The 18,196-nt window shown below is 60.8% G+C and carries 7 protein-coding genes and 5 pseudogenes; 4 read left to right on the top strand and 8 right to left on the bottom strand.

The window, feature by feature from the left end; translation table 11 throughout:
- Positions 1-85 precede the first annotated feature (85 nt).
- Entirely contained in the window at positions 86-244 is a 159-nt protein-coding gene (locus LJU32_17875) for a hypothetical protein (protein ID WKV87548.1), read from the top strand.
- A gap of 132 nt (positions 245-376) precedes the next feature.
- Here the strand turns inward: LJU32_17875 and LJU32_17870 are convergent.
- Positions 377-888, bottom strand: a pseudogene (locus tag LJU32_17870) (MgtC/SapB family protein).
- 123 nt (positions 889-1,011) lie between these two features.
- Between LJU32_17870 and LJU32_17865 the strand changes: the two are divergent.
- The 3 genes and pseudogenes from LJU32_17865 (at position 1,012) to mapR (ending at position 4,424) form a co-directional block, all read left to right on the top strand.
- Entirely contained in the window at positions 1,012-1,260 is a 249-nt protein-coding gene (locus tag LJU32_17865) for a DUF3203 family protein (protein ID WKV87547.1), read from the top strand.
- Positions 1,261-1,455: 195 nt separating this feature from the next.
- Positions 1,456-2,885 (top strand): annotated as a pseudogene (gene ccoG / locus LJU32_17860) (cytochrome c oxidase accessory protein CcoG).
- Positions 2,886-3,015: 130 nt separating this feature from the next.
- Positions 3,016-4,424: pseudogene (gene mapR, locus LJU32_17855) on the top strand (GntR family transcriptional regulator MpaR).
- A 130-nt stretch (positions 4,425-4,554) separates the two neighbouring features.
- Here mapR and LJU32_17850 read toward each other — a convergent pair.
- From LJU32_17850 to tpx, 7 genes and pseudogenes are all read right to left on the bottom strand, one after another.
- Positions 4,555-5,301: pseudogene (locus LJU32_17850) on the bottom strand (SDR family oxidoreductase).
- Positions 5,302-5,419: 118 nt separating this feature from the next.
- Positions 5,420-7,501 (bottom strand): EAL domain-containing protein, encoded by a 2,082-nt coding sequence (locus LJU32_17845; protein ID WKV87546.1) that lies wholly within the window; start codon positions 7,499-7,501, stop codon positions 5,420-5,422.
- A gap of 749 nt (positions 7,502-8,250) precedes the next feature.
- On the bottom strand, positions 8,251-9,720 hold the full coding sequence (locus LJU32_17840) for an efflux transporter outer membrane subunit (GenBank protein ID WKV87545.1): 1,470 nt from the start codon (positions 9,718-9,720) through the stop codon (positions 8,251-8,253).
- A pseudogene (locus LJU32_17835) lies at positions 9,717-12,823 on the bottom strand (efflux RND transporter permease subunit). Before LJU32_17835 ends, LJU32_17840 begins: the two are co-directional and overlap by 4 nt.
- 136 nt (positions 12,824-12,959) lie before the next feature.
- Positions 12,960-16,061 carry an MdtB/MuxB family multidrug efflux RND transporter permease subunit gene (locus tag LJU32_17830; GenBank protein ID WKV87544.1) on the bottom strand — a complete coding sequence of 1,034 codons (3,102 nt, stop codon included), beginning with the start codon at positions 16,059-16,061 and terminating at the stop codon, positions 12,960-12,962.
- Positions 16,058-17,341, bottom strand: a complete 1,284-nt coding sequence (locus tag LJU32_17825) for an MdtA/MuxA family multidrug efflux RND transporter periplasmic adaptor subunit (protein ID WKV91141.1) — start codon at positions 17,339-17,341, stop codon at positions 16,058-16,060. The genes LJU32_17830 and LJU32_17825 overlap by 4 nt, the downstream gene beginning before the upstream one ends.
- A gap of 194 nt (positions 17,342-17,535) precedes the next feature.
- Positions 17,536-18,036 (bottom strand): thiol peroxidase, encoded by a 501-nt coding sequence (gene tpx, locus LJU32_17820; GenBank protein WKV87543.1) that lies wholly within the window; start codon positions 18,034-18,036, stop codon positions 17,536-17,538.
- Between the last annotated feature and the right edge of the window lie 160 nt (positions 18,037-18,196).

The raw sequence follows: 18,196 nt of genomic DNA, 5'->3' as shown, positions 1-18,196 counted from the left end.
AGACAAACCTGCGGATCGAATTTGTCGCCGCCGGGTCAACTCACTTAAGCACGTCCCACGCCATGTGCCATACGGAGGTCACCTGATGAGCATCCCGATCCCGGCGGAAACGCCCGATCCGAACATCGACAAACCCACCCTGCCGGAGACCGAGCCGCCGGCGGTTCCGGAACAAGAGCCGCCCGGCACCACGCCACCACCGAAAGAAGAGCCACCGAGCACGATGCCGCCGGTCATCGTCTGAGCCCTGATCGTTCCCATGCTCCGCGTGGGAATGCAGCCCGGGACGCTCTGCGTCCCATCCAGAGCCGAACGCGGAGCGTCCGTTGAGGCATTCCCACGCGGAGCGTGGGAACGATCATCAGTTGGCGCTGAGTCAGAGGTGGTCGTTCTTGTCGACGTCCTTTTCGAACATTCTCACCACGTACGGCATCACACTGAAAATCGCCAACGCCAGAATGGTACTGAGCAACGCCGTCGCTTCCTTGCCCAGCCCCGCTGCCACGCCGATCGCCGCCGTCATCCATAGCCCTGCCGCCGTGGTCAGGCCTTTAACATGAGCTTCGTCGCCCTGCTGATTTTTCAGAATGGTCCCGGCGCCAAGAAAGCCGATCCCGGCAATCACACCCTGCAGCACGCGACTCATCGCATCGGATTCCGCCCCGAGGTCTGTGGCACCAACACAAACAACGCCGCGCCCAGCGCCACCAGCATGTGCGTGCGCACGCCCGCTGCCTTGCCTTTATGTTCGCGCTCGAAACCAAGAATCCCACCGAGAATCGCCGCCATCACCAGACGTACGGTGATCCGGGTCATTTGCGAAGCGTCGCCGATGTCGGCAAATTCGGCTTGCATCGTGGCCCACACTTCATCCCACCAGTCTTCCATCGTGCCTCCCTTGTTATTGGCTTGATAAGCGATGGACAACAGCGACCATTAATCGGTTGCGCAGAACGAACGGCGCGCTGCGCTTCCTAATATGCAGACCCAACCGGAAAAAGGACTGCCGCCATGCCCGTTCGAATCGATGAATCCAACCCCGAGCAGAAAGTGTGTTTTTTCACCGTCGAACATGGCGAGGAAATCCGCATCTGCGACACCCTGGAAGTCATGACCGATAGCGACAAAGCCATGTCGTACGTGGACATCGAAGGCAAACGCACCTACATCACCGAAGCAGAAGCGGATGCCTTGACCGTGGCCGGGGCCAAGGACGGGCGCAAACATCTGAAGGCCGATGACAGTGATTCGGTGGTTTGATTGATCTCGATCAACACCCGACGCAGACGCCTGCAATAGGCGTCTGCGCCTTGCCTGGCAGGTTGCTTCAAGTTGTCGCAGGCATTTCGCCAAACCTCATCTGATCCGCTTTTTATTGCCAAACCTGAGTCTGTTCTGCAAACAGATGGGCGCTCATAGTGCATCGGCCTGATGGAGGCTGATGAGCGAACGACCATGAGCGAGCAAATCCCCGTCCGAACCGTAGAAGCATCGCCAACGATAAAAAGCGTACCCGCGCGCCCACTGAAAGCGACCAGCGGATCCACTGACAAGCAGATCCACACCCGCAGCTTTACCGGCCTGTTCCGCAACTTGCGCATGAGCGGCACCGGCGTTCTGTTCGTGCTGTTCTTCGGCACCGTGTGGCTTAACTGGGGCGGTCGGCAGGCGGTACTGTGGGATCTGGCGGAAAGCAAATTCCACATCTTTGGCGCGACGTTCTGGCCGCAAGATTTCATTCTGCTTTCGGCGCTGTTGATCATTGCTGCGTTCGGACTCTTCGCTATCACCGTGTTTGCCGGTCGCGTCTGGTGCGGTTACACCTGTCCGCAGAGTTCGTGGACGTGGATCTTCATGTGGTGCGAAAAAATCACCGAAGGCGAGCGCAACCAGCGCATCAAACTGCAAGCCGCCCCTGGAGCCTGAACAAACTGGCACGCCGCGCCGCCAAGCACACCTTGTGGCTGGCAATCAGCGTGATGACCGGCCTGACCTTCGTCGGCTACTTCACCCCGATCCGGCCGCTGGCCGAAGAACTGCTGACCCTGCAGATCGGTGGCATCAGTTTGTTCTGGGTGCTGTTTTTCGCCGCCGCCACCTACATCAACGCCGGTTGGCTGCGTGAGGCCGTGTGCATGCACATGTGCCCGTATGCGCGGTTCCAGAGTGTGATGTTCGACAAGGACACGCTGACCATTGCGTATGATGCCGCCCGGGGCGAAAACCGGGGTCCGCGCAAGCGTGACGTGCGCCCGGTCGAAGCCGGCCTGGGCGATTGCATCGACTGCCAATTGTGCGTGCAGGTCTGCCCGACTGGCATCGATATCCGCGATGGTTTGCAAATGGAATGCATCGGCTGCGCAGCCTGCATCGATGCTTGTGATTCGATCATGGACAAAATGCATTACCCGCGCGGCCTGATCCGCTACAGTTCCGAGCGCGAATTACAGGGTGGCAAGACGCATCTGCTGCGCCCGCGTCTGATTGGCTATACGGCGGTGCTGCTGGTGATGATCGGCGCGTTGGCGTTGGCATTGATCGAGCGGCCGATGGTGTCGCTGGATGTGACCAAGGATCGCGGCTTGTTTCGCGAGAATGCGCAGGGGCAGATCGAGAATATCTACTCGCTGAAAGTGATCAACAAGACACAGCAACGGCAGGAATACCGGTTGAGTCTGGTGGATGGCGACGGGTTTGAATTGCAGGGCAAAACGGCATTGAGCCTGGCGCCCGGGGAGATCGTCGATGTGCCGGTGTCGGTGGCGATGACCACCGAGCGCCCGGCGAGCAGTTCGCAGACGTTGAGTTTCAGGATTGAAGACAGTGACGAGCCGCAGGTATACAGCGTGGCGAAGAGCCGATTTGTGGCGCCGATGAATCGCTGATTGCCCTTAAACTGCGGTGCTTTCATTCGCGAGCAGGCTCGCTCCCACAGGAAATCGCGGTCGTTGTGGGAGCGAGCCTGCTCGCGAATGGAGGCGACGCGATTCCTTATAGACCCCATTCGGATCCACCATGAAACGCTACGAAAAATTCGCCGACGACATCGCTGAACTGATCCGCTCCGGCGTTCTCGGCCCCGGCCAGCGGGTGCCGTCGGTGCGCTATGCCAGCCAGACTTACGGGGTCAGTCCGTCGACAGTATTCCAGGCCTATTACCTGCTCGAACGTCGCGGTCTGATCCGCGCCCGGCCGCGCTCCGGTTACTTCGTCAACGCCCACACGCCGAGCGCATTCTCCGAGCCGGTGATCAGCAGCCAAGTCAACGAATCCACCGAGGTTGACGTCAGCGAACTGGTGTTCTCGGTCCTCGATTCGATCAAAGACCCGAACACCGTACCCTTCGGCTCGGCCTTCCCCAGCCCGACGCTGTTCCCCCTGCAACGTCTGTCGCGTTCCTTGGCCAGCGCCGCGCGGGAGATGGATCCGCGCATGGTCGTCACCGACATGTCGCCGGGCAACCCCAACTGCGTCGGCAGATTGCCCTGCGCTACATGGTCGGCGGGCTGATGCTGCCGATGGAAGAGCTACTGATCACCAACGGTGCCCTCGAAGCGCTGAACCTGTGCCTTCAGGCGGTGACCGAGCCCGGTGATCTGGTGGCCATCGAGGCTCCGGCGTTTTATGCCTGCCTGCAAGTGCTCGAGCGGCTGAAGCTCAAAGCCGTGGAAATCCCCGTGCATCCGCGTGACGGCATCGACCTCGGCGTGCTCGCGCAAACTCTGGAACGTCATCCGATCAAGGCCTGCTGGTGCATGACCAGTTTCCAGAACCCGATGGGCGCGACCGTGCCCGAGGCGAAGAAACAGGAACTGGTCGAACTGCTGCGTCAGCATCAGGTGCCGTTGATCGAGGACGACGTCTACGCCGAACTCTACTACGGCCAGCAGGCGCCAAAACCGGCCAAGGCCTTCGACACCGAAGGCCTGGTCATGCATTGCGGCTCATTCGCCAAAAGTCTCGCGCCCGGTTATCGCATCGGCTGGGTGGCGGCCGGGCGTTTCGCGCAGAAGATCGAGCGACTGAAGCTGATGACCTCGCTCTGTGCTTCGATGCCGGCGCAAGCGGCGATTGCCGATTATCTGCAACACGGCGGCTACGATCGGCACCTGCGCAAACTGCGTTATGCCCTGGAAGAACAACAGAGCGCGATGCTCGCGGCGATTGCTCGGTATTTTCCGGCGCAGACCCGCGTCAGCCAGCCGACGGGCGGCTATTTTCTATGGCTGGAATTGCCGGAGCAGATGGACTCGCTGAAATTGTTTCAAATGGCATTGGCACAAGGCATCAGCATCGCGCCGGGGCCGATCTTCTCGCCGACCCAGCGTTTCAGAAATTGCATTCGCTTGAATTACGGTAGCCCGTGGACCGAGGAATCGGAAAAGGCCATGGAGACGTTGGGGCGGATTGTGCGGTCGTTCTGAGGGATAGATGTTGTCTGGACTGACCCTTCGCGAGCAGGCTCGCTCCCACATGGGGTCTGTATTCACAAATCAACTGTGGGAGCGAGCTTGCTCGCGAAGAGGCCGGTATTAACGACAAAAAGCTCAAAGCCCTACCGCCCACCCCCAAATCAACAAAAGTCCCGGTCGCATACGAAGCCTTGTCCGACAGCAACCAGACAATCGCCTCCGCTACTTCATCCGGCCGCCCGCCGCGGGCCATGGGAATCGCCGATTCGAGCTTGCTGACCCGATCCGGGTCGCCGCTCAGGGCATGGAAGTCGGTATAGATGTAGCCCGGACGCACCGCATTCACGCGAATGCCCTCGCCCGCGACTTCTTTCGACAAACCGATAGTGAAGGTATCGAGCGCCCCTTTGGACGCGGCGTAATCAACGTACTCGTTCGGCGAACCGAGGCGTGCCGCGACCGAGGACACGTTGACGATGCTGCCGCCCTGCCCGCCGTGTTTGGGCGACATGCGCAGAATCGCGTGCTTGGCACAGAGGATCGGCGCCAGCACGTTGGTTTTCATGATTTTGAGGATGCGGAACTCGGACATTTCATCGACCCGCGACTTCTGCCCCACGGTGCCGGCATTGTTGACCAGCGCGGTAACCCGGCCCAGTTCATTGTCGACGCGCTGAAACATCGCGATCACTTCGTCTTCGATACTGACATCGGCGCGAACCGCGATGGCTTGGGCGCCCAAGGCGCGAACCTGCTCGAGTACGCTGTGTGCGGCTTGCTCATCCGACTGGTAGTTGATGCAGATCCGGTAGCCCTGTTCGGCTGCCAGCAATGCCGTAGCCGCGCCGATTCCGCGCCCGCCACCGGTGATGACAATGACTTTATCCATGCTGGCCTTCCCCACATACACACGTAACAGTCGGGGGAAGAATAACTGCGATTGGCGGGTTTTGCATGTGGCGCCTATCCGGGCGCCTTCGCGAGCAAGCTCGCTCCCACAGGGTCTCTCAGACCACCGCCAGCCGTTGCCCACGCACGATGTCCTGCATGAAGCGCTCCGCCGGCATCGGGTGGCCAAGCAGATAGCCCTGCAGCGAATCACAGCCCAGTTTGGTCAGGAAATCCTGTTGCGCGCCGGTCTCGACACCCTCGGCGACAATCCGCAAGTCCAGGGCCTGCCCCAGCGCGACAATCGCCGAGACGATCGCCGCATCATCGCTGTCGTGCTCCAGATCACGGACGAAACCGCGATCGATCTTCAGCTCATTGGCCGGCAAGCGCTTGAGGTACATCAGGCTGGAATAACCGGTGCCGAAGTCGTCGATCGACAGATCGACACCCATGTCCGACAGCTCTTGCAGCACGGTCATGCTCGCGTCAGCGTCGCTCATCGCCGTGGTTTCGGTGATTTCGAGCGTCAGGCTGTTGGCCGGCAGATGATGAGTCGCCAAGGCCTTGGCCACGCTTTGCACCAGCCCGGCATGGCAGAACTGCAAGGCCGAGAGGTTCACGGCGATGCGCCAGTCGGTGTAACCGAGCACGTACCATTCGCGCATCTGCCGGCAGGCTTCGTTGAGCACCCATTCGCCCATCGGAATGATCAGCCCGGTTTTCTCCGCCAGATCAATGAACTTGTCCGGCATCAACATGCCGTGCAGCGGATGCTTCCAGCGCAACAGTGCTTCGGCACCGACCGGACGGCCATTGGCGGCGTCGAATTTGGGCTGGTAATGCAGGCAGAACTGATTGTGCTCGATGGCCGCGCGCAGGTCCTGCAACAGTTGCAGTTGTTTGCGCGCGTTGGTGTTCATCGACGCATCGAAGAAGCTGTAGCCGTTCTTGCCGCCGCCCTTGGCGTGGTACATCGCGGCGTCGGCGTTCATCAGCAGCTCTTGAGCGTTGTCGCCGTTGCCCGGATACAGCGCGATGCCGACGCTGGCGGAAATCTGCAGGTCATGTTCGGCGACGCGGAAGGTGCGGCCGATCAGACCAACCTGACGCGCGGCCAGGCTCAAGGCGTCATTGGGCTCGCTCAAACGCACCAGCAGAACGAATTCATCGCCGCCGATTCGTGCGAGTGTGTCCTGGCTGCGCAAGTCTTCACGCAGACGAATACCGACCTCGCGCAGCAATTGGTCTCCCATGTGATGGCCGAACGCATCGTTGACCGGTTTGAAGCCGTCGAGGTCGATGAACATCAAGGCGAAGCAGCCGCCCTGCTCCTCAACCTTTTTGATCGCCTGATTGATACGGTCGTCGAGCAACATGCGGTTGGGCAGACTGGTCAGCGGATCGTGCAAGGCCAGTTGGGTGAGTTCGCGATTGGCCACGGTCAACGAGTGCGCCAGATCGGCGGTGCGCGCTTCGAGGCGAGCGTCGAGAATCGAGGTCAACAAGGCGATCGACAGCACCGCCAGCGTGGTCACTACTACCAGACTATCGAGGCCGTTGCCCTTCAAGCCATTGAGCGTCGCGCCGCAGAAACTGCCGTCAGGAAACTGCGCAGCGGCCATGCCGGTGTAGTGCATGCCGACAATCGCCATGCCCATGATCACCGCCGCGCCAGCGCGAATCAGCCGCACATAGGGCGATTGCTGGCGCAGGCGAAAGGCAATCCACAACGCTGCTGCCGAAGCTCCGACTGCGATCAGCAGGGAGGCGCTGAACAGCGTAGGGTCGTAATCGATGCCGGGAGTCATGCGCAGCGCGGCCATGCCGGTGTAATGCATGGCGCTGATGCCTGAGCCCATGATCAGTGCACCGAAGGCCAGTTGCGCCAGGGGCAGTTTCGGCTGGCTGACAAGCCATAAAGCAAAGCCGCAGGACAGCACCGCGATCAGCAGCGACAACGCGGTCAGGGCGAAGTCGTAACCCAGGTCGATCGGCAATTTGAAGGCGAGCATGCCGATGAAGTGCATTGACCAGACGCCAACGCCCATCGCAAACGCCCCGCCCGCCGTCCAGAAATGCACGGCCCGGCCTTTCGCCGTGGCGATGCGCCCGGTCAGGTCGAGCGCCGTGTAGGAAGCGAGGATCGCCACGCACAACGATATGAAAACCAGGGTGAAGGAGTAGCTGCCGATGAGCATGGAGGTTCTCGTGACAAGCCGAAACCGTACTGCTTCCATTCTCGGTCGGGCAAATGCGGCGATTGTACTGATTGCGCGGAAGAACGCACTGACAAAGTAACCAAATTGCCATCAAGCCGATGAAACGCTTGTTCGATCGTCCTACAAGGCTCTGCGGTGGGCTTTAAGCCACCTTCGGCAAGCGATCTCAAGCCGTCCACAAATCCCTGTGGGAGCGTCCAGCCACCCTCCTTCATTCGAACGCGAATCCCTTGTGGGAGCGGGCTTGCTCGCGAAGGCGTCGGCACATTCAACATCTCCCTCGACTGATCCACCGCTTTCGCGAGCAAGCTCGCTCCCACAATTTTCAGCGTCCAGCCACCCTTCATCATTCGAACGCGAATCCCTTGTGGGAGCGGGCTTGCTCGCGAAGGCGTCGGCACATTCAACATCTCGCTCGACTGATCCACCGCTTTCGCGAGCAGGCTCGCTCCCACAATTTTCAGCGTCCAGCCACCCTTCATCATTCGAACGCGAATCCTTGTGGGAGCGGGCTTGCTCGCGAAAGCGTCGGCACATTCAACATCTCCCTCGACTGACCCACCGCGTTCGCGAGCAAGCTCGCTCCCACAATGGATCGAGGGCAAATCAACGATCTCCAGTGCAACGCGAATCCCTGTGGGAGCGGGCTTGCTCGCGAAAGCGTCGGCACAAGCACCATCGAAGTTGCCTGGTCAACCGCTTTCGCAAGCAGGCGCGCTCCCTCAGGTTCAGCGGTTGTCGCTGACGTCGAGTTGGCCGTCCCAACCGCCGCCCAGTGCGGCGATCAGTTGCACACTGGCAATCAACCGGTTCTGCAGTATATTCAGCACGCTACGCTCATTGCTCAGCGCCGTGGCCTGCACCACTACCACATCGATATAAGCGATCAGCCCGGCCTTGTACTGGTTTTCCGTCAGACGCAGGGAATCGCGGGCGGCGTCCAGCGCTTCCTGGCGCACCGCAGCTTCGTCTTCATACACCTTGAGCTGGACCAGGTAGTTTTCCACTTCGCGGAAGCCATCGAGCACGGTCTGGCGGTAGCGGGCGACGGTTTCGTCATAGGCCGCTTCGCTGCGATCGACCTCGGCCGAACGAATGCCGCCGTCGAACAGCGGCAACGACAGCTGAGGGCCGACCGACCAGAAACGGTTCGGCAGACTGATCAAATTCTTTGACGTGCTACTGCTGTAGCCGCCGCTCAGACTGAGGGTCAGGTCCGGGTAATACGCGGCTTTCGCCACGCCGACATTGGCATTGGCGGCGATCACCGAGCGCTCGGCCGAAGCGATGTCGGGACGGCGCTCCAGCAATTGCGAAGGCAAGCTCAGCGGCACTTGCGGCAGCTTCGGGATGCTCTGGCTTTCGGCGATGCTGAAGTTCGCCGGTGCTTCGCCAGTGAGCACGGCGATGGCGTTTTCAAACTGGGCGCGCTGCCAGATCAGGTCGACCAGATCGGCCTGGGTGCTTTTCAACTGGGTTTGCGCCTGCGCCACCGCATCGCGCCCGGAAACCCCGGCGCGGTACTGGTTCTGGGTCATTTTCAGCGAACGCTCATAAGCAGCGACGGTGGCCTCAAGCAAACGCTTCTGCTGATCAATAACCCGCAGTTGCAGATAGTTCTGCACCAGCTCCGATTGCTGACTCAGACGCATCGCCGCCAGATCGGCAAAACTCGCCTGCGCGTTGGCCTCATCAGCCTCCAGCCCACGGCGCAGTTTGCCCCACACGTCCGCTTCCCAACTGACGCCCAGTTGCGCGGTGTAGGTATCACGAATACCGCTTGAGGAACTGCTCAGGCTCGAGCTGCTGCTGCCGGTGCCCTGACTGGAGCGGTTCTTGCCCAGACTCAGGTCGACACTGGGGTAAAACGCCCCGCGCGCACTGCGCACCAGCGCCTGCGCCTGGCGGAACTGCGCTTCGGACTGGGCAACGGTCTGGTTGGCGCTGTTGAGTTTCTCGATCAAGGCGTTTAGCTGTTGGTCGCCGTACAACTCCCACCAGGCGCCACGGGCCAGCGAGTCGCTGGGATTGGCCTGACGCCAGCCCTCGGCTTCCTTGAACTGAACGATTTCGGCAGTTTGCGGGCGCTGATAGTCCGGACCGACAGCGCAAGCGCTGAGCAGCGCTACGCACAGTGACAGGCTCAACAGGCGCGAGCCGCGCGCGGTGGCCAATTGGATAAGCGAACGGTCAGTCATAGCGGAGTTTCCAGAGCGGCATCAGTGCGCACGCCGCGCCATTTATTGAAACGATGGCGCAGCTTGTCGAGATAAAGGTAAACCACCGGGGTGGTGTAAAGGGTCAGGACCTGGCTGAACACCAGGCCGCCAATGATGGTCAGGCCCAGCGGCTGGCGCATTTCCGCACCCTCGGCGCGGCCGAGCAGCAGCGGCAAGGCGCCGAGGATCGCCGCCAGCGTGGTCATCAGAATCGGTCGCAGGCGTTGCAGGCAGGCGCTGCGGATAGACTCCAGCGGCGACAGGCCCTCATGCCGCTCCAGTTGCAGCGCCAGATCGATCATCAGGATGGCGTTTTTCTTCACCACGCCGATCAGCAGGAATATCCCCAGCAGGGAAATCAGGCTGAACTCGCCGCCCAGTGCATAAATCGACAGCAACGCGCCAACCCCGGCCGAGGGCAAGGTCGAAAGAATGGTCAGCGGGTGAATGTAGCTTTCATACAGCACGCCGAGCACCAGATACACGGCGAGCAGCGCACCGAGGATCATGAACGGCTGGCTCTTCTGCGTCGCGGCGAAGGCGTCAGCGGTGCCGGCCATTTTCGCAATCACGTCCTCCGGCAGGCCGACCTTGGCGATCGCTCGTTCGATGGCGGCACTGCCCTGCTCCACGGTCACGCCTTCGGCCATATCAAAGGAAATGCTTTCGGACGCAAACTGGCCTTCATGACTGACCCGGTCGTTCTCCAGGCTGTTTTCATAATGAGCGAACGTCGACAGCGGCACCCGCGCGCCGTCAGCGGTAATCACCTCGACCTGCTTGAGCGTCACCGGATCCTGGGCGTATTTCGGATTGACCTCCATCACCACCTGATACTGGTTGAGGCTGTCGTAAATCGTCGAAATCTGCCGCTGGCTGTAAGCGTTGTTGAGCACGGCGGTGACCATGTTCATGTCGACCCCCAGGCGTTTGGCCTGATCCCGGTCGACAATCAGTGTCACCTGCTGCGCCCCGGCACCTTCGCGGGCATCGATGGCGGTCAGCTCGGGCAAGGCACGCAACGCGCTGACCACTTTCGGAAACCACTTGCGCAGCTCGGCGAGGTCACCGCTTTGCAGGATGTAGGTGTACTGCGAACTGGTCTGTTCGCGGCCGCCGCCAAATTGCAGGTCCTGGTCGGCCATCAGCATCAACTGTGCACCGGGGACCTTGGGCATTTCCTTGCGCAAGCGCTCGATGACTTTCTGTGCCGACAGTTGGCGTTCCTTGATCGGCTTCAGGCGCACGATCATGAAGGCGTTGTTGGTGCCGTTGTTGCCACCAATGAACCCGGCCACGCTTTCCACCGCTTCGTCCTTGAGCACGGCGCGGCGGAAGGTTTCCATTTTCGGCTGCATGACGTTGAACGACAGACCGTCATCGCCACGCACGAAACCGATCAACTGGCCGGTGTCCTGCTGCGGCAGGAAGGTTTTCGGCACCACCACGTAGAGCGCAACGTTGACGCCAACGGTGAGCAGCAGGCTGAACAAGGTCAGCCGCCGATGACGCAACACCCAGTCGAGGCTGGTGGCGTATTTGCCGACCATCCAGTCGTTGGTTTTGTGGCTCCAGCGTTGCAGGCGGTTTTCCTGGCCCGGCGTGTGTGGTTTGAGCCAGCGCGCGCAGAGCATTGGCGTCAGTGTCAGGGAAACCACCAGCGATACCACGATCGCCGCGGCCAGGGTGATGGAAAACTCGCGGAATAGACTCTCGACCAGCCCGCCCATGAACAGAATCGACAGGAACACCGCCACCAGCGAGACGTTCATCGACAGCAGGGTAAAGCCGACTTCCTTGGCCCCGAGGTACGCCGCCTGCATCGGTTTGACGCCTTCGTCGATATGCCGGGAAATGTTTTCCAGCACCACGATGGCGTCATCCACCACCAGACCGGTGGCCAGGATCAGCGCCATCAGCGACAGGTTGTTCAGCGAAAACCCGTACAGGTACATCAGCGCAAAGGTACCGACCAGCGACACTGGCACCGCCAGGGTCGGGATCAGCGAGGCGCGGAAGTTACCGAGAAACAGGTAGACCACCAGTACCACCAGGGCGACGGCGATCAGCAAGGTCATCTCGGCTTCATGCAGCGTGGCCTTGATTACCGGCGATCGATCCATGGCCAGATTGAGTTTGACGCTGGCCGGCAGCACCGCTTGCAGCGCCGGCAACTGCGCCTTGATCTCGTTGACCGTCTCGATGATGTTGGCGCCCGCCTGACGGTTGATCACCAGCAATACCGCCGCGTCGTCGTTGAAGAAACCGCTGTTGTAACGGTCTTCAACGCCATCGCTGACTTTCGCCACATCCTTGAGACGCAATGCGGCGCCGTCGGCGTAGTGAATGATCAGCGACTCGTAATCCTTGGCTTTCTCCAGCTGGTCGTTGGCCTGGATCTGCCACAGACGCTGGCCATCCTCGACCGAGCCCTTGGGTCGGCGCACGTTGGCGTCGGCAATGGTCTTGCGCACATCGTCGAGAGCCACGCCGTACTGGTTCAGGGCCTGCGGTTCGAGCTCGATGCGCACCGCCGGCAGCGAACTGCCACCGATCTGCACTTCACCGACGCCCTGCACCTGCGACAGGCTTTGCGAGAGGATGGTCGAGGCCAGATCGTAGAGTTGACCTTTTTCCAGCACGTCCGAGGTCAGCGACAGCACCATGATCGGCGCCTGCGACGGGTTGACCTTTTATAGGTCGGCATGCTGCGCATCCCGCTTGGCAGCAGATTGCGCGAAGCATTGATCGCCGCCTGCACTTCCCGCGCCGCGCCGTTGATGTCGCGGTCGAGATCAAACTGCAGAATGACCCGCGTCGAACCCTGACTGGAGCGGCTGCTCATGGTGTTGACGCCGGCAATCGCACCGAACGAACGCTCCAGCGGCGTCGCCACCGTTGAGGCCATCACCTCCGGACTGGCACCTGGCAGACTGGCCTGGACGACAATCACCGGGAAATCCATCTGCGGCAACGGCGATACCGGCAACAGACCGAAACTGACCCCACCAAGCAACATGATGGCCAGCGAGAGCAGCATGGTTGCCACGGGGCGTTTGATGAAGGGACCTGAAAGATTCATGCGCTCCAGTCCCTACCGCTGAATCCTGTGGGAGCGGGCTTGCTCGCGAAGAGGCCGGCACATCCAACATGTGTAGCGGCTGACACAGCGCTTTCGCGAGCAAGCCCGCTCCCACAGGAGCTGAGCGTTCCGCCAGTCATACCGCGACCTCTTCACCGTCGGCTTTGGATTTGCCAAAGCGCCTTCCGAGGCGGTCGAAGTACAGGTAGATCACCGGCGTGGTGAACAGCGTCAACACCTGACTGACGAGCAACCCCCCAACCATCACCAGACCCAGCGGCTGACGCAATTCAGCCCCTGAACCTGTCGCCAGCATCAGCGGCACCGCGCCGAACAACGCTGCCAGTGTGGTCATCAGAATTGGCCGGAAGCGCAGCAGCGCCGCTTGATAGATTGCCTCTGCCGGGGCCATGCCCTGGGTGCGTTCGGCGTCGAGAGCGAAGTCGATCATCATGATCGCGTTCTTCTTGACGATACCGATCAGCAGGATGATGCCGATGATCGCGATCATCCCCAGGTCGTTGCCGCTGAGCAGCAACGCCAGCAAGGCACCGACGGCGGCGGACGGCAAGGTCGAAAGAATGGTGATCGGGTGGATGTAGCTCTCGTAGAGCACGCCCAGCACGATGTACATGGTCACCACCGCCGCCAGAATCAGCAGCAAGGTGCTCGACAGCGAAGCCTGAAACGCCTGCGCCGCGCCCTGGAATTGAGTCTGCACGCCGACCGGCATGCCGATGTCCTGCTGCACCTGCTCGATGATGTCTACGGCATGCCCCAACGCCACGCCCGGCGCGAGGTTGAACGACATCATCACCGCCGGGAACTGGCCGATGTGAGTGATCGCCAACTGCGCCTGGCGCTCTTCGACATGCGCCAGACTGGACAGGCGCACCTGCGCGCCGTCGGTGGTCTTGACGTGGATCTGGTCCAGCGCCTGCGGGCCGATCTTCTCCCCGGCCTGGGCTTGCAGCACCACGCGGTACTGGCTGGCCTGAGTGTAAATGGTCGAAATCTGCCGCTGGCCGAACGCGTCATACAGTGCATCAGTGATGTTTGCCACCGACACGCCGAGGCGTGAGGCTGCATCACGGTCGATCACCAGATAGACCTGCAAGCCTTTGTCCTGAAGGTCACTGGCCACGTCGGTCAATTCCGGACGCTGCGCCAGAGCCTCGACCAGACGCCCGCTCCACTGACTGAGCAATTCGGAATCCGGCGACGACATGCTGAACTGGTATTGCGTGCGGCTGACCCGATCCTCGATGGTCAGGTCCTGCACCGGCTGCATGAACAGGCGAATGCCAACCAGTTTGTCCAGTTTCGGTTGCAGGCGGGCGATCACTTCGCTCGCCCTCAGATCACGCTCGCCGTGGGGCTTGAGGTTGATCAGCAAGCGGCCGCTGTTGAGCGTGGCGTTGTCGCCGTCGACGCCAATGTACGACGACAGGCTCTGCACCGCCGGATCTTCGAGGATGATCTTCGCCAGTTCCTGCTGCCGCTCGCCCATCGCCGCGAAGGAAATCGATTGCGGCGCTTCGGAAATGCCCTGAATCACGCCGGTGTCCTGCACCGGAAAGAAGCCCTTCGGCACGATTACATACAGAAACACGGTCAATGCCAGTGTGCCGATCGCTACCAGCAAGGTCAGCGGCTGATGCTTGAGCACCCAGCGCAGCATCCGCCCGTATTCCTTGATCATCCAGTCGATGAACCCACCGCTGGCGCGATAGAAGCGACCTTGCTCATGTTCTTGCGGTTCACGCTTGAGCAGGCGCGCGCACATCATCGGAGTCAAAGTCAGCGATACGACCAGGGAAATCAAAATCGCCACCGCCAGGGTGATGGCGAATTCACGGAACAGGCGCCCCACCACATCGGCCATGAACAACAGCGGAATCAATACGGCGATCAGCGAAAGCGTCAGGGAAATCAAAGTGAAGCCGATCTGTTTTGCGCCCTTGAGCGCGGCCTGCATCGGGCTGTCACCCTCTTCGATGAAGCGTGAAATGTTCTCGAGCATGACGATGGCATCGTCGACCACGAAGCCGGTGGCAATGGTCAGCGCCATCAACGTCAGGTTGTTCACCGAGAAACCGGCGAGGTACATCACGCCAAAGGTGCCGATCAACGACAGCGGCACGGCTACCGAGGGAATGATCGTCGCACTGGCGCGGCGCAGAAACAGGAACGTGACCATGACCACCAGCGCGATAGCGATCAGCAGTTCGTGTTGCACATCGGTGACCGAGGCACGGATGGTCTGCGTGCGATCCGTCAGCACCGTGACGTCGAGGCCGGCCGGCAGGTTGTCGGTGATGCTCGGCAGCAAGGCCTTGATGCGGTCGACCACTTCGATAACGTTGGCGCCCGGCTGACGCTGGATGTTCAGCAACACCGCCTGATTCTGGTTGGCCCACGCGGCCAGACGCTCGTTCTCGGCGCCATCGACGATTTCCGCGACGTCCTTGAGCCGCAACGGCGCGCCGTTCTTGTAGGTCAGGATCAGATTCGCGTAGTCCTCGGGCGAGGTCAGTTGGTCGTTGGCATCGAGCATCGACACCCGGGTCGGGCCATCGAAGTTGCCTTTCGGCTGGTTGACGTTGGAAGCGCCGATCAGCGTGCGCACATCCGACAGGTTGAGGCTGTTGGCCGCGAGCGCTTCGGGGTTGACCTTGATCCGCACGGCCTGACGCTGACCGCCGGCAATGCTGACCATGCCGACGCCGCTGATCTGGGCGATTTTCTGCGCCATGCGCGTATCGACCAGATCATTGAGCTTGTGCAGCAGCATGGTTTTCGAGGTGATGGCCAGAGTCAGCACCGGGGTGTCCGCCGGGTTGACCTTGTTGTACACCGGCGGCGCCGGCAAGTCGGTCGGCAGCAGGTTGGTCGCGGCGTTGATCGCGGCCTGCACCTGCTGTTCGGCGACGTCCATGTTGATGTCGAGGCTGAAACGCAAGGTCAGCACCGACGCACCGCCGGAGCTGGTCGAGGCCATTTGCGTGAGGCCCGGCATTTGCCCGAACTGGCGCTCGAGTGGCGCGGTGACGGCGCTGGTCATCACGTCCGGACTGGCGCCCGGATACAGTGTCATGACGCGAATGGTCGGGTAATCGACCTGCGGCAACGCCGACACCGGCAGCAAGCGATAAGCGATCAGGCCGGCCAGAACAATGGCCAGCATGCTCAGGGTGGTAGCTACCGGACGGAGGATGAACAGCCGCGAAATGTTCATGCGCCCTTCTTGGCCTTTTCAGCGGTGGTCGCATCGGGATTGGCGGCGGATTTGCCTTGCAGGTGTTCGGTCGGCGAGGTCGGCACTTCGCTGCTGTCATTGACCACTTCGACTTCGCTGCCCTCTTTCAGGCGATCGGTGCCTTCAAGCACAACGCGATCACCCGCGGCGAGGCCTTCGGTAACCACGGTGTTGTCACCGTCGCTGGCACCGATTTTCAGTTGGCGAATGGTGACTTTCTTGTCGCCGTCCAGCGCATAGACGAAGGTGCCGTTGGTACCGAACTGGATCGCTGCCGACGGTGCCAGCACTACACCTTTCAGCGTGTCGGCCAGTAAGTGAACGTTGACGAACTGGTTGGGGAACAGCGACTGGTCGCGGTTATCGTAACGGGCCTTGAATTTCAGGGTGCCGGTAGCGACGTCGATCTGGTTGTCGAGGCTTTGCAGCACGCCGGTGGCTTGCAGCTTGGTGTCGCCACGGTCCCAGGCTTCGGCAGAAAGTTTGGCGCCGCTGCGGTACCGCGCCAGCACGGTGTCGAGGCTGTTCTCCGGCAAGGTGAAGGCCACGCTGATCGGTTGCGTCTGGGTGATCACTGCGAGGAAGGTGGTGTCGTTGGCGGCGACGAGGTTGCCGACGTCGACCTGACGCAGACCGACGCGGCCGGCAATCGGCGCGCGGATCTTGGTGAATTCGAGATTGAGCTTGGCGTCGTTGACCGCTGCCTGGTTGGTCTTGACCGTGCCCAGGTATTGGCCGACCAGCGCTTCGGCGGTGTCGAGGGTCTGTTTGGCGATGCTGTCCTCTTTGTACAGACCGCGATAACGCTCGACGTCGACCTGGGCGTTTTTCAACTGTGCCTGATTCTGCAGCAAGGTGCCTTCGGCCTGGAGCAAAGCGTTCTGGTAAGGACGCGGATCAATCTCGGCCAGCAGGTCGCCCGCCTTGACCATCTGCCCTTCTTCGAAATGAATCTTCACCAGTTCGCCGCCCACCCGGCTGCGCACGTTGATGGTATTGAGCGCGGTGACCGTGCCCAGCGCCTTGTAATACAGCGGGAAGTCGCCCTTCACCGCCGCCGCCACACGCACCGGAATCGGCCCGGTACCGCCGCCAAAGCCCGGCCGCATCATGCCCGAGCGCCCGGTATGCCCGGCGGCCGCTTTGTCGCCACCCGCCTTGTCCGCAGAGCCGGCGGGCCAGAATTTCCAGCACAGGACGGCGATGACCAACAGGACAAGCAGGCTGATCAGCCAGCGACGGGATTTGCGGGGGACGATTGCATGGAGTTATTGACCATTGGGCGCGTGGGCTTCTATTACGGGAGGCTGAACGATAAGCACTGAGTGGATTTAAGCAAAGCAGCTTTACCGGCAATTTACCTTCCACTTACGTTTCAAGGTGTGAGGCAAAACCCTGATACACAAATGAAAACGGCCTGGACAGGGCCAGGCCGTTAACAATTGTAAAAGCCTTACTTGAGAACGGACAGTGCCGCTTCGTAGTTAGGCTCCTCAGCGATTTCCTTGACCAGTTCGCTGTGCAGGACGTTGTCGTTTTCGTCCAGCACCACAACGGCGCGAGCGGTCAGGCCTTTGAGCGGACCGTCGGCAATGGCCACGCCGTAGTTTTCGATGAACTCGCTGCCGCGCAGGGTCGACAGGTTCTGTACGTTTTCCAGACCTTCAGCACCGCAGAAGCGCGCCTGGGCAAACGGCAGGTCAGCGGAGATGCACAGCACCACGGTGTTGGCGAGTTCGTTGGCCTGGGCGTTGAACTTGCGCACGGAGGTGGCGCAGGTCGGGGTGTCGACGCTTGGGAAGATGTTGAGGACTTTGCGCTTGCCGGCGAAGTCTTGCAGGGTGACATCGGACAGATTGCCGGCTACCAGGGAAAAGGCTGGCGCCTTGGAACCGGCTTGTGGCAACTGGCCGTTGACTTGAACCGGATTGCCTTTGAGGGTGACTTGAGCCATGACTTGAGTCCTTCTGTTTTTTGATTGGAAAGCATGCAAGAGGCGGAAGTTAACCACGAAATCGGCTGACGACCTATGCCCTGTTTGAAATTGTTGGGTGCTGAGCGGTGACATTGTATACAACCCACCGCAGCTTCCCTGAAGGGGTGAGCCTGTTAGC

It is taken from the genome of Pseudomonas sp. B21_DOA, assembly GCA_030544685.1.
Lineage (GTDB): Bacteria > Pseudomonadota > Gammaproteobacteria > Pseudomonadales > Pseudomonadaceae > Aquipseudomonas > Aquipseudomonas fluorescens_AO.
Note: the sequence above shows the minus strand (reverse complement) of the source record. Positions and strands in the feature narration are given on the sequence as shown.

Coding starts and splice junctions, on each gene's coding strand:
- LJU32_17865 (WKV87547.1), top strand. CDS start 1,012: ATGCCCGTTCGAATCGATGAATCCAACCCCGAGCAGAAAGTGTGTTTT.
- LJU32_17845 (WKV87546.1), bottom strand. CDS start 7,501: ATGCTCATCGGCAGCTACTCCTTCACCCTGGTTTTCATATCGTTGTGC.
- LJU32_17875 (WKV87548.1), top strand. CDS start 86: ATGAGCATCCCGATCCCGGCGGAAACGCCCGATCCGAACATCGACAAA.
- LJU32_17840 (WKV87545.1), bottom strand. CDS start 9,720: ATGACTGACCGTTCGCTTATCCAATTGGCCACCGCGCGCGGCTCGCGC.
- tpx (WKV87543.1), bottom strand. CDS start 18,036: ATGGCTCAAGTCACCCTCAAAGGCAATCCGGTTCAAGTCAACGGCCAG.
- LJU32_17830 (WKV87544.1), bottom strand. CDS start 16,061: ATGAACATTTCGCGGCTGTTCATCCTCCGTCCGGTAGCTACCACCCTG.